A 12,511-nucleotide genomic window follows, 5' to 3' on the forward strand; every position below is an offset into this window, starting at 1 on the left:
CTTCTTTTAACTTTGAATTCAAACTCTGACCCCCTATCCTTTGAACACTGAACTCTAAAATCCTTCCTGTGCCTGAATGGCGGTAATAACTACGGTGTTGAAAATGTCCTCGACCGTACAACCACGACTAAGGTCGTTAACCGGTTTATTCAGGCCCTGCAACATCGGTCCGATAGCCAGGGCGCCGGTTTCTCGCTGAATGGCTTTGTACGTGTTATTACCCGTATTCAAATCGGGGAAAATAAGAACAGATGCCTGCCCTGCCACTTCCGAATCGGGCATCTTACTTTTTCCCACACTTGGATCGACAGCAGCATCGTACTGGATCGGTCCCTCAATTTTCAGATCGGGACGCAGTGTCTTGGCTTTTTCGGTGGCACCACGCACTTTGTCAACCTCTGCGCCGCTACCCGATGTACCCGAAGAGTAAGACAACATGGCCACTTTAGGTTCTATTCCGAAAGCCTTTGCCGAATCGGCCGAAGAAATGGCAATTTCTGCCAACTGCTCTTCGTTCGGATTTACGTTAACTGCACAGTCTCCCATTACCGATACATGATCGTCGAGGCACATAAAGAAGCACGATGAAACCGTTGATACTCCCGGACGTGTTTTTACAAACTGTAATGCCGGGATAATGGTGTGCGCTGTTGTGTGGGCAGCACCTGAAACCATACCATCGGCATGTCCTTTATAAACCATCATGGTTCCAAAATACGATACATCGGCCATGGCATCCTGTGCCATTTCTTCAGGAATATTTTTGTGTTTTCGTAATTCGTAATAAGTGCGCCAGTAATCTTCGTAATGTTCAGAAGTTACCGGATCAATGATATTGATCTCGTCCTCGTTGATGGTCAGTCCGATTTTTTCGGCATGAGCCAATACTTCCTCACGGTTACCCAGAAGTGTAACATTAACCACGTTCTGCTCCACCAAATGCACGGCTGCAGTAAGGATACGCGGGTCGATTCCTTCGGGCAAAACAATATGTTTTTTATCTGATTTTGCCTTCGATACCAGGTTGTACTGGAACATGCGTGGTGTCATCAGATTGCTCTGGAAACTGCTGAATTTATCAAGTAACGAATCGGTATTCACGTATTCTTCAAAAGTGGCAATGGCCAGTTCGATCTTGCGAATATCGTGCGGTCGGATACTTGGTTTAATGGCCGCTATTTTACTGGCTGCCACAAAAGTCACATCGTCTACCAAAATCATCGGTACCGCAACCGGCAAACCATCGATCAGTTTCATAATCGGAGGTTCAGGCTCAAGACCACCGGTAAGAACAATGCCCGAAACTGTAGGATAATTGGCCGAAGCATTGGCCTGCATTGTACCCATTAATATATCGGAACGATCGCCGGGAGTGATCACCAGTGCATTTTCGGTCATACGCTCAAGGAAGTTGCGCAACTGCATCGCTCCAACCGCAAAACGGTCCACCTGTTTTCCCATCAGGTTTTCACCCAGCAGAATTTTACCGCCGATCCCCTCGTAGATGTCATGTACGGTCGGACTACTCAGTTTTGAAATTTCAGGAATGACCTCAATATTAGTTCCCGGAAGAATTACCCCTTCGAGAATGCTACGTGCCTCTTCACGCTTTTCTTCAGGAACACGGTTCAATATGGCAGCCTGTACCGGAACATCTTTTTCGGCAAAAGCTCGTACCACCAGGTCAAGGTTGTCAACCGCTTCCATCAAATCCTTACTGTCTGCCGAACAAACGATCACCGTTGGAATGGCGAGGTTTTTGGCAATCTCCGTATTCAGGTCCACATCAAAAGAAATTCCCTTTCCCGTGAAGTCTGAACCTTCGACCAGCACCACGTCGTATTTACTTTCGAGCTGCTTGTATTTTTCAATGATCTTATCGATCAGGCGACTTTCGTGCCCCATGTTTTTGTATTTTACTACCTGCGACATGGTAAAACCATAAGTTTCCTTGTACTCGATGTCAAGCTCGAAATGCGACAACATTGTTGCAATGTGGTTATTGTGTACACCGTGCGGGCTGTCGCTGATTATCGGCCGGAAATAACCAACTTTTTCCGAACGCGCCAGCAACATCTTCATAATGCCCAAAGCCACCGCCGAGCGGCCTGAGCGTTTCTCGGTGTTTGTAACATAAATACCTTTCTTAATCATCTGATTTTCTTTTTTACTGAACCGTTGACTTTTTAAAAAACGCTGCAAAAATAGTAAAGTTGAATGGTTCGGTGTACCTTGAAACTTTAAATCAACCTAAACTGAAGAAATTATTAATAAAGCACTGAAATAAAGATACGTATGTCTTATAAATTAGTTTTCTTTCGTTTCCGATTTTAGTGATTCTTCACTAAATTTATAATCCTCATTATACATCAAATAAAAAATTGAGCTATAAAGTTGAAATATTAACTCCTTCTCCCATTTATGATCCTTATATAGAATACTACAAAAATGTGATCACTGATGCCGAGGGAACATTTAAATGTGTTCCCAATACGAGCGAGGAACTCTATTTCAATTTCAAAAAATGTAAGCTGTATTCAAACAATCATTACGTGCTGGACGATCCAAAGGTTTATTTTGCAGGATTACATCCTTACGAGCAGGAAGCTTTTGCCAGACTTGGAAATGATGTTTCTGGTGGTTTCGTAATCGTTTTCCGCCCCAACGGGATTCAGAATCTTTTTGGTTTGAGCAACTCAGAGTTGTTCGGGTACGCCATCGACGGTAAGACTATTTTCAGAAGTTTTGCTGAAGAAATATGGCTCTCGCTAAAAGAAAGCGATGACATTCATCTGAAAAAAGCAAAAGTTGAATCTTTCCTGCTTTCGTATGTAAAATGCGGGAGAAGTCCCAACACACTGCTTAATTACATCCTGGAACTTATCAAAAAAGAGAATGGGATTCTTAGTACCGCTGAAATCAGCAGGCAATTTAATATTTCAACCCGTTCGTTGGAGCGTAAATTCAGGAACTACATTGGTTTGTCGCCAAAAGAGTTTCTGCAGATCACACGTTTGAACCACGCTCTTGAATTAATCCAAAACCAACAGAATTTCTCATTAACGCGAATCAGCTATTTGTCAGGTTACTACGATCAATCTCATTTTATCAAGGACATCGAAAAAATATGTGGTTTCCCTCCCGGCGCCCTTAAAAGAGACGTTCAGCCCCAGGAACATTGCGATAATCGCAATTTCCTGAAGCTTTCATAGTTACCCTGTCGCATTTTTACAATTTTTTTTTCTGAATGTTAAATAAATTTCTGAATCATATTTGGAAAAATGTCCACCATGAAACGTTTCAGTTTATTCCTTTTAACAGCAATGCTTTTTTCAGTTTCCTCAGCTAAAACCGTTGAATTATCAGACAAAGAAAAAGATCTGGTAAAAAATGAAATCCGACAATTTATGAAAAACATGGATGCTGCAGTTTCAGCAGCAAACGAAGAAGCTTATACCCGCATGTTTCTCCACACCGACGAATTGGCAGTTGCATCGCAAGGTAAAATGCTTAACTCTTTCGATGCCGTGCGCGATACCATTCATGCGCACATGTCGATGATGGAAAAGCAAAGCATTAAAACTACCGGAGAAAATATCTTTGTGATTGATAAAGAGCATGCGGTTATTACCACTTCAAAAGCCACAAAAGTTACACTAAAGAACGGCGCCGAAATTGAAAAGCCCTATGCACTCACCATTCTGCTGGTAAAACGAAACGGTGATTGGAAGATAGCGCATTATCATAACTGAAATCTTCCGAAATAAAATAATGAATGATTACTGTAACCCTCAGCCATGAAAAGGGTATAAAGCAAAGTATTTATCCAAATAAATTTATTACTAACTCAAAAAAACCACACATCATGAAAAAATTAGCTTCAATCTTAGTTGTATTATGTCTAATGGCATTTCAGCCACCGGCAAAAAAATTTCAGGGGACCTGGAGAATGGTTTCCTACCAGGTTGTAAATAATGGTGAATCAAATTACCTCAATGGAGAACAGTTCAAAACCTGGACAAAAAATCATGTTCTTTTTGTTGGAAAATTTCACGTGAACGGAGAAGACAGGTATAACTACGGCAGCGCCACATATACAATAGATGGAACGCACTACACCGAGAATTTTATTCACATGGTTGGCGGAGCAAACGAAGGGCAAGCGGTTAAGGTGTTACTTGAAATAAAAGGAGACACATTGTATCAAACTTTTCCTATAAAAGACGATTGGTCATTTGACAAAAATAACTACCGGCAGGAAAAATATGTTCGGGCTGAATAGCAAATAAATAACAGCCAAATTATAGCACCAAAACGTACACTGACTTTTCAAGCGAAAACAATTACAAAATAATCACTCATAAAATTTACAATTATGAAAACAAAAATTTTATTAGTACTAGTTATCGCCGGATTTTTAGTTAGCTGCAAGCAAGAAAAGAAACTGGATAACCCGGATCAGCTACAACAAGTTCTCATGAGTTATTTCGACGGGATAAAAAACATCGATTTAGATGAAATGAACGCGGTTACCACAAGCGATTTTGTGCTTTTTGAAGATGGGAAGGTTTGGAACAACGATAGCATTTATAATTTTCTAAAAACAATGCCTCCTTTCACGGCAACCTACAAATTTGACAACTTCAATATAAATATTGACATAGAAAACGGTAACATGTTTTATTTCAACCATATGGATGGGACCATGAATGATACCACTAAATTTAGCTATGACTGGATAGAAAGTGCAACTTTCAAAAAAATCGACGGTGAATGGAAAATGAACTTTTTACATTCTACGGTTCGGAAGTAAAATTTCAGTCAATAGTATTTAAAAAATTTACCAGCCCCATAACATCCTGCTTCGATGAGAATGGATAAAATCCGCTGACTTTCAGCGAGTAAATATTGTGGTAAAGTATGCTTTCTTTATGTGGATTAGATTCAAGGATCAGTGATTTTGCTTCTTCGAATAGTTCTTTTCTTTGCTTCATTATAAATGTCCGTTTCGGTATTTTTGTAAATTCTGTTTTATTAATTCCCTACCCAATCTTTAAATTCAGCAGCTTTTAAACGACTGATCGTTATTGGTTCATCAAAGGGATGAATAAGCCGTAATATCAGTTTCCCGCCAAAATAATTTTCAAACTTACGAATCGCATTAATGTGTACAATGGTACTTCTGTTGGTTCGAAAAAAAATTTCAGGATCCAGTTGTTCTTCCAGTTTTTCAATGGTCAGATCAATGATGTGTTCATTCCCTTTAAAAGTAACTGCCGTAGTTACCCGGTTTTCAGTATAAAACCAGGCAATGTCGTCAATATCGAGCTTAAAATATGCTGTAGCCCCCGATATGAGAAACCGTTTCCGGTATTTCCGTTCGCCCTGCGTTATGGCCTGAAGGAGTTCTTTATAATCGGGTTGACTTTCTTTTTGATTTGTTTGTGGTTTCAACAGGTTCTCAAATTTTTCGATGGCCTGTTCCAGTTTATCCTGTTTTATGGGTTTTAACAAATAATCGATGCTGTTTACCTGGAAAGCACGCAAGGCATATTCATCGTAGGCTGTAGTAAATATTACCATGCTGTCGACCTGCACTTCATCAAAAATCGAAAAACTGATCCCGTCGGTCAACTGGATATCCATGAAGATCAGATCGGGTGAGGGATTGTTCCGAAACCACTCCACTGTGCTTTTTACGCTTTCCAATCCTTCCGGAATCTCCCATTGAGGTCGAAGCTTTTCCACCATTCCTCTCAGCAGGCGGTAGTTGTGTAATTCGTCTTCAACAATAATAACTTTCATACTGTCGGTTATTAAACTAATTGCCATTCCTGACCTATAACAAAGGTATTTTTACCTCAAAATGTTCATCATCGTATTGAACTACAATCTCTTTTTCGGTGAGCATTTCGTAACGTTTCACCAGGTTTCGTAATCCCGTTTTTGTTGAATATGAAGTCTTTCTAAGGTTCATATTATTTGATACGACCAGGTAGTCGTTTTCTATTTCCACGGTTATCTTTAACGGCGTTTCCCTGCTTGTTATGTTGTGTTTCACTGCATTTTCGATAAGCAACTGCCCGGTAAGCGGCGCTATTTCTTTATCCAATACCTCCTCGTCAATATTCACCTCAACCACAAGTCCATCGCCCAATCGTTCCTTATGCAAAGCATAGTAGGCTTTCATAAATTCGAATTCCTCGGATAGTTTCACTAATCGTTTGTTTCGGCTCTGCAACACATAGCGATAAACATCGGTAAAATTCTCGGTGAATTCGACAGCTACATCCGGATCGTAAATGATCAGCGATTTCAACACGCTCAGATTGTTGAACAGGAAATGTGGATTAAGCTGATCCTGCAGTGAGTTATAATCCATCTCGAGCTTCTCGCGTTTCATCTCCGCGATCACTTCCTGTGAATTCAACCACTTTTGCGTAAACCGTGCCAGTGTTAATGAATTAGCCGCCATTTGAACAAAAATGAGCCCTGCAGCCATGCCCAGAATTACTCCCGGCCTTGACTCTTCCAGAGTTAATTTCGGGGCGACAAAATACATGATCACCCGATGAGCCAACAGGAGAAACAGAATACCAACACCGATCTGAAGAGCCAGTCGTAATCCCATTTTTGTGGGAACGGGCAGAAATTTTTCGAGCACATTATCCAGCACGATCTGCAATTCCATAGCAGCATTAAAAGCGAGTATCACCACTACGTAAATGGCAAAAGGAATGGCTTTACCGATCTCCGGCGGCACCACCGCTACGTGGGCAATAAGACGGAGAATCAAGACAGCGATCAAACTTATGATCACGATACGGCCGATTACACTTACAGGCTCGTAACTCGGCAAACGAAGCGCCCAGGTCTGCTTTTTCTTGCTATGTAATTGCAAACAAATCATTTAAACCAACATGCTATTCTTGAATTTCAGGCATGTACAAATTTCCGGTTACGCTTTTCCAACGGGTTTTAAGTACTTCGAAATTGGCAACTGCCTGTATTAATTTTGCCTTCGCTTCCTGCCATTTGGCCTGCGAATTCAACATGTCAGTGGTCGTATTAAGTCCCACTTCAAAACTCGCCTTGGTTTCCTCGAGGCTTTCCTCAGCTTCTGTTACACTTTTCTGTGCTAACGTCACTCTTTCATAAGCTTCTTCCACCTGAACCTTAACCTGCATCACCTCAAGATTAATCAAATCATTTGTATGTTGCAAATCTGTTTCGGCCTGCTGAACTTTAAGCTGTGCTGCCTGCATCTTCTTTTTCCCTTGTCCCCAATGAAAAATCGGGATGGAAACCTGAGCAGCTAACATGGGTTGAAAATCAACTTTTTCATACAGATCTCTTACCAAATAACTGTTGTATTGCGCACTGACACCAACACTTGGCAGGTAATCGGCACGTGTTATTTTAGCATCGAGTTCCGAAAGTTCTTTTTGTTTTTCCATAATTTTGAGCTCGTTACGTCTGTTGCCGGCTTGGTACAATCCATCATCGAGGTTGAACATCTGCACATTAGTATTTGCCTTGTGATCGATCTGAATATCGATTTCGAGCGGCTGCCCCAAAATTTGATTCAAATACATTTTGGCCACTTTCAGTCCGTTCCTGGCGGTCATCAAATTCAACTCTGCCTCGTTTTTCTGAACAGTTACACGCAATTTCTCACTTGCAGGTTGCAAACCTACCTCGTACATGGCGTTCATCTGGTCTTCGAGTTCGGCGAGCATTTTAATGTAATCTTCTGCAATTTTAATGTTTTCTTCAACCGTAGCTACCTGCCAGAAAGCTTTGTCAGTCTGTTCAATTACATCAGAATATTTCACGTTTAGGGCCAGATCGGCAATTTCAACACCGGCATCGGCCTGCTGATTCGAATACCTGATCTTTCCGCCCACATAAATGGGTTGATTCACTTCAAAGCCAGTGGTTAACAAGGTCAGACTTTTCAAATCGATATTTATTCCGGGATTCCATACATCGCTGGTACCCGAAAAATTTCCATTCATGGCATCTTCTTCGCTATCGGCGGTAGGCAAGAAATAACCGGGCATATTGATCGGATCCATATTCGGACGGTGCATCAGCGAGGAACTAAATCCCACTGAAGGCAAATAAGCCGTGCGGGCCACCTGTTGATTCACCTGTGCCTCTTTATTTTGCAAAGTCGCATTTTTCAATTCTTTATTGAACTCGACCGCCTGCTGACGGCATTCTTCAAGTGTCATCACTTTTTGGGCAAAGACAGTACTCCCTGCTGCTACCAACACAAAAAGCAACACCAACTTTTTTATATTATTAATTGTCTTTTTCATTTTCATCATCTTAATATTGTCATCTTCATTCTGCGAGCCGCTTATTCTTTTGCTGCTTTTAGCCGGCTTCCATCAACACGATACAGTACAGTGTACAATACCGGAACTACAACCAGCGTAATGATCGATCCAACTGCCAAACCAAACATGATTACTATCGCTGTAGAATTGAACATCGAATCGGTGATCAGCGGCGCCATACCCAGGATGGTTGTCAGCGACGCCATCATTACTGGGCGTAAACGCGAAAGCGCTGCATCGAAAGTAGCTTGCAAACGATCTTTTCCTTCGCGAATGTTTCTGTTGATCTCATCAAGCAGTACCACCGCATTTTTGATCATCATACCGATCAAACCAAGAGCTCCGATAATACCTGCGAAAGTGAGGAAGGTACCTGTACTCACCAATCCCAAAACAATACCGATGAATGCAAAAGGTACGATCAGGAAGATGATGATGGGTTGTTTCAGGTTATTGAACAAACCGATAATAATGATGGCCATTAAACCGATAGCCAGCGGTAGGAACATGAACAGCGCACTGTTGGCCTCACCTGAACGGGCCGTAGCGCCTTCCCACTTCATTTTATAACCGTCGGGGAGTTTTATGGCTTCCACTTTATCCTGGAATTTGGCCTGCACCTCTGCGGCTGTGTATCCATCTGCAGCGTCACATTGTGCCTTTATCGTTCGTTCGTTGTCCAGTCGATGGATCAGTTCGTAATCCCAGGTCACTTTCAATGTATCAGCTATTTGCGACAGCGGCACACTGGCCTGGCTGCGCTGTCCCCAAACCGGAATATTCATTAACTGCTCTAAATTATCTCCAACATTATTATCGGTGCGTAACACGATCGGGAGCATGCGGTCACCTTTGTAAATGGCACCGATTGGCATTCCGTTGGTGGCCACCAAAATCGAATTCCCCATATCCGAGCGGGTTAAACCGAGCGGTTGTGCCCTTTCAACCGAATATTCAGGAACAATCTTTTTAGTTTGATTTTTCCAGTTGTCGGTAACATTAATGGCTGCCGGCTCTTCCAGGAAAATCTTTTTAGCCTGATTGGCCAGGTCTTTCAGCACCGCCGGATCAGGACCAGTAAACTGGGCTTCTATATCAGCATCGGCAAAAGCAGCTCCATATTCCATCACTCTGAAAAATGCATCAGGATAATTCTGATTCAGATACTCTTCAATTTCAGGAATGAGTTGCGGTACCTGGTCCGTGCTGTTGGTTTCAATAATCAGATCGCCGTAATTTGATCCTCCGGTAGCCATGTGACGCATAAGGAGGTAACGGGCAGGAGGTCGGCCAACCGAAGCGGTTATCGAATGAACTCCGTCCAATTCCAAAATATGATTTTGAATTTCCTGAACATCGTTTTCCACCGCTTTAATATCGGCTCCCTGCGGCATGTAATACTCGATGAAAAACTGATCGTATTCAATCTTCGACATAAAGTCGACCTTCACAAAACGGAACGACCAGAAAGCGAAAAATAGAACAGCAAAGGAAGCAATTGCAAAGGCATATTTATTGCGTAATGCCCATTTCAGAAATCCGCCAAATATTTTATAGAATCCAGTATCGTATGTTTGCGCATGTTCTCCTTTAGGACGGGTTTTACGGTAAAAATATTTCGCGTTGAATGGCGTCTGGATCATGGCAAATACCCAACTGAGCGATAAGGAAATGATAAGCACAGTAAACAACGACGACAGGAATTCACCGGCCTCATTGGGTGACATCCGCAAGGGCAAAAAGGCCAAAATAGCAACGGCTGTTGCTCCCAACAACGGAAGTGCTGTCTTTTTAGCGGTATTCACAAAAGCCTTACTGCGATCCATGCCCGATTTCAGATCGACCAAAATACCATCGGCCACCACAATGGCATTGTCCACCAACATACCCATGGCAAGAATAATAGCAGCCAAAGTTACCCGATGCAATGGCAGTCCGATTGCGAGCATGACGATCAATGTGCCCATGATGGTGAACACCAACCCGCTGGAGATGAGCAAACCTGAACGCAGGCCCATGGCAAACATCAGAACAACGATTACGATACCTACCGACATCAACAGGTTGAGCATAAAATCTTTTACAGCATCATCCACCCGATCGGGTTGATAGTACACCTGGTTGATTTCGATACCGGCCGGAATTTCTTTTTGAAGATCGGCCAGTTTGGCATCCAGTCGTGCCCCCAGTTTCACTACGTTGATGCCACTTTCGTTCGACAAGCCAAGGGTCAGTCCTTCTTTGTTGTCGTAATAAAGCGCTTCATGCTGCGGCTCGAGATACGAACGTTCAATCGTGGCAATATCACCCAAGCGGAAACTTCCGCCTCCGGGAACCTGGATCAACAGGTTTTCAATTTCTTTGATGGTGGTGATTTTCTGTCCCACTCCAACACGTATCGATTCTTTGCCGGCAACTACCGATCCCGGATTAATAATGGCCGTTTCGTTTTGAATGGCCGCAGCAATGTACATGGGATTTACACTCAATCCGGCAAGTTTTTCGGGCGAGAAAACCACATCTATGGTTTGTGTGTGTTCTCCAAAGATCTGCGAACGACGCACACCGTTCACTGCCAGTAATTCGCGCTCGATGTATTCGGTATATTTTACCAGTTCTTCATGCGAAAAGCCTTCGGCTGTAACGGCATAGAGAATCCCGTAAACATCAGCAAAATCGTCATTAACAATTGGCTCCCTCGCTCCGGAGGGCAAAGCACCTTTTGCATCGTTCACCTTTCTGCGCAGGTGATCCCACAACTGAGGAAGTTGCGGTGTTTTAACGGTCGGCTGTATATAAACCGTGATCAGTGATAAACCCGGACTTGAAACGGATTGAATCTTATCTACGTTCTCCAGTTTTTGAATTGCTTTCTCGAGCATGTCGGTTACTTCCAGTTCCACCTCGTGAGCTGTTGCTCCCGGGTAAACCGTTACAACCGTTGCTGCCTTGATCGGGATCTCGGCATCTTCGAGCTTCCCGATGTTATTGTAGGCAATGATACCACCAACCAATACTGCAAAAAGTATGGTTGAGATCATGGCTTTTTGATTCAGAAGCTTTTCAAGCATTACAGCAGCCCTCCAACATTAGTTACCGAAGGTTCAGGAAGTGGTTTTACCTTTTGCCCGTCGACAAGGTAATGCACGCCGGCCGTGACAATCTTCTCTCCGTTTTGGATGCCCGACACGAGGTTCACGCGACCTTTTGTTCCGTCGAGCGAAATTCTAACTTCGCGTTTTTCAACCTTGCTTGTCGAGGGATTGTACACCCATACGTAAGTACTGGTTTTTTCGTGGAAAATTGCTGTTTGTGGTACCGATAATCGATTTTTTTCGGCTTGGCTGTAAATGGTCACTTCGGCTGTCATGCCCGGAGCTACTTTCGAATTGTCTTTATTTTCGAACGAGAATTTTACCTCGTACAAACCATCGTTCATAGCTTTTCCGCTTACACTCAACAGTTTTACCGGCATTTTACTGATTCCGGCGTTGGCAACATTCAGGTAACTTTTCTTGTCGCTTTTTACGCGGTTAAGCTGGCTCTCCGAAACAGAGACAACAACCTCGAGGTGCGAATTATCGATGATCGATACTATCGGAGTTCCGGCACCAACAGTTTGAAAATTCTCTACAAATTTCTCGTAGATATAACCCGAAAAAGGAGCTTTTAACTCCGTATCTCGCAATTGATTTTGTGCATTCTCGTAAGCGGTTTTAGCCATCAGATAGCCCGACTTGATCTTCTCGAAAGTGTTTTCGGGAATTTTGTTTTGATCGATCAGTTGCTTATAGCGTTTGTATTCACCTTCTACTTGTTCGAACTGTGCTTTGGTGGTTTCAACCTGCAGTTCGTAATCGCGTTTGTCCATCTCAGCGATCAATTGTCCGGCTCGCACATAATCTCCGGGTTTTACATTCAGTTTTTTCAGTGGCCCTCCAACGCGGAAAGAAATGGAAGTAAGGCTTTTCTCCTTGATCTTTCCATTCAGGGTCATCGAATTCTGAACCGCAGCATTGCTGGCTGTTTCTACTTTTACGTTTTTAATTGTTTTGGCCTGAGCCGCTTCGCCCGTTGAGTTTTTGCAGCCCGAAAGGGCTAAAGCCGCAACGGTAAATACGAGAATAATGTTTCTAAATCTCATTGTATAATTTTTTGATTGTTTC

Annotated in this window: 11 protein-coding genes; 4 read left to right on the forward strand and 7 right to left on the reverse strand. The window is 42.7% G+C overall.

The features are described from left to right. Positions 1-54: 54 nt before the first annotated feature. Complete coding sequence (gene pta, locus WFY05_RS21565) at positions 55-2,154, reverse strand: phosphate acetyltransferase (RefSeq protein WP_340115015.1); 2,100 nt, start codon at positions 2,152-2,154, stop codon at positions 55-57. A 227-nt stretch (positions 2,155-2,381) separates the two neighbouring features. Between pta and WFY05_RS21570 the strand changes: the two genes are divergently transcribed. The 4 genes from WFY05_RS21570 to WFY05_RS21585 all read left to right on the forward strand — a co-directional run bounded on the left by WFY05_RS21570 (position 2,382) and on the right by WFY05_RS21585 (position 4,813). After that, on the forward strand, positions 2,382-3,212 hold the full coding sequence (locus WFY05_RS21570) for a helix-turn-helix domain-containing protein (protein WP_340115016.1): 831 nt from the start codon (positions 2,382-2,384) through the stop codon (positions 3,210-3,212). 78 nt (positions 3,213-3,290) lie between these two features. Continuing rightward, entirely contained in the window at positions 3,291-3,752 is a 462-nt protein-coding gene (locus tag WFY05_RS21575) for an SgcJ/EcaC family oxidoreductase (RefSeq protein WP_340115017.1), read from the forward strand. 113 nt (positions 3,753-3,865) lie between these two features. Then, entirely contained in the window at positions 3,866-4,282 is a 417-nt protein-coding gene (locus WFY05_RS21580) for a hypothetical protein (RefSeq protein ID WP_340115018.1), read from the forward strand. A 93-nt stretch (positions 4,283-4,375) separates the two neighbouring features. After that, the gene (locus WFY05_RS21585; protein ID WP_340115019.1) at positions 4,376-4,813 is read left to right on the forward strand and encodes a nuclear transport factor 2 family protein; all 438 of its coding nucleotides are present in this window, start codon (positions 4,376-4,378) and stop codon (positions 4,811-4,813) included. A gap of 4 nt (positions 4,814-4,817) precedes the next feature. Here the strand turns inward: WFY05_RS21585 and WFY05_RS21590 are convergent, their stop codons facing one another. Genes WFY05_RS21590 through WFY05_RS21615 form a run of 6 tightly spaced genes read right to left on the reverse strand, consistent with a single transcriptional unit; the run spans position 4,818 to position 12,489 of the window. Further along, a complete protein-coding gene (locus tag WFY05_RS21590; protein ID WP_340115020.1) occupies positions 4,818-4,994 on the reverse strand; it encodes a hypothetical protein in 177 nt (58 codons plus the stop codon). Positions 4,995-5,034: 40 nt separating this feature from the next. Further along, complete coding sequence (locus WFY05_RS21595; protein WP_340115022.1) at positions 5,035-5,805, reverse strand: LytR/AlgR family response regulator transcription factor; 771 nt, start codon at positions 5,803-5,805, stop codon at positions 5,035-5,037. Positions 5,806-5,839: 34 nt separating this feature from the next. Continuing rightward, positions 5,840-6,901: a sensor histidine kinase gene (locus WFY05_RS21600; protein ID WP_340115023.1), complete on the reverse strand. Its 1,062-nt coding sequence runs from the start codon at positions 6,899-6,901 to the stop codon at positions 5,840-5,842. A gap of 22 nt (positions 6,902-6,923) precedes the next feature. Then, positions 6,924-8,324 carry a TolC family protein gene (locus tag WFY05_RS21605; protein WP_340115025.1) on the reverse strand — a complete coding sequence of 467 codons (1,401 nt, stop codon included), beginning with the start codon at positions 8,322-8,324 and terminating at the stop codon, positions 6,924-6,926. A 41-nt stretch (positions 8,325-8,365) separates the two neighbouring features. Then, entirely contained in the window at positions 8,366-11,416 is a 3,051-nt protein-coding gene (locus WFY05_RS21610; protein ID WP_340115026.1) for an efflux RND transporter permease subunit, read from the reverse strand. Next, complete coding sequence (locus tag WFY05_RS21615; RefSeq protein WP_340115027.1) at positions 11,416-12,489, reverse strand: efflux RND transporter periplasmic adaptor subunit; 1,074 nt, start codon at positions 12,487-12,489, stop codon at positions 11,416-11,418. Before WFY05_RS21615 ends, WFY05_RS21610 begins: the two co-directional genes overlap by 1 nt. Positions 12,490-12,511 lie beyond the last annotated feature (22 nt).

This window comes from Maribellus mangrovi (assembly GCF_037646455.1).
GTDB classification, from domain to species: domain Bacteria; phylum Bacteroidota; class Bacteroidia; order Bacteroidales; family Prolixibacteraceae; genus Draconibacterium; species Draconibacterium mangrovi_A.

Excerpts from the sequence above, each read along its gene's own strand:
- WFY05_RS21610 (WP_340115026.1), bottom strand. The coding sequence starts at position 11,416 with ATGCTTGAAAAGCTTCTGAATCAAAAAGCCATGATCTCAACCATACTT.
- WFY05_RS21585 (WP_340115019.1), top strand. The coding sequence starts at position 4,376 with ATGAAAACAAAAATTTTATTAGTACTAGTTATCGCCGGATTTTTAGTT.
- WFY05_RS21595 (WP_340115022.1), bottom strand. The coding sequence starts at position 5,805 with ATGAAAGTTATTATTGTTGAAGACGAATTACACAACTACCGCCTGCTG.
- WFY05_RS21580 (WP_340115018.1), top strand. The coding sequence starts at position 3,866 with ATGAAAAAATTAGCTTCAATCTTAGTTGTATTATGTCTAATGGCATTT.
- WFY05_RS21575 (WP_340115017.1), top strand. The coding sequence starts at position 3,291 with ATGAAACGTTTCAGTTTATTCCTTTTAACAGCAATGCTTTTTTCAGTT.
- pta (WP_340115015.1), bottom strand. The coding sequence starts at position 2,154 with ATGATTAAGAAAGGTATTTATGTTACAAACACCGAGAAACGCTCAGGC.
- WFY05_RS21615 (WP_340115027.1), bottom strand. The coding sequence starts at position 12,489 with ATGAGATTTAGAAACATTATTCTCGTATTTACCGTTGCGGCTTTAGCC.
- WFY05_RS21590 (WP_340115020.1), bottom strand. The coding sequence starts at position 4,994 with ATGAAGCAAAGAAAAGAACTATTCGAAGAAGCAAAATCACTGATCCTT.
- WFY05_RS21605 (WP_340115025.1), bottom strand. The coding sequence starts at position 8,324 with ATGAAAAAGACAATTAATAATATAAAAAAGTTGGTGTTGCTTTTTGTG.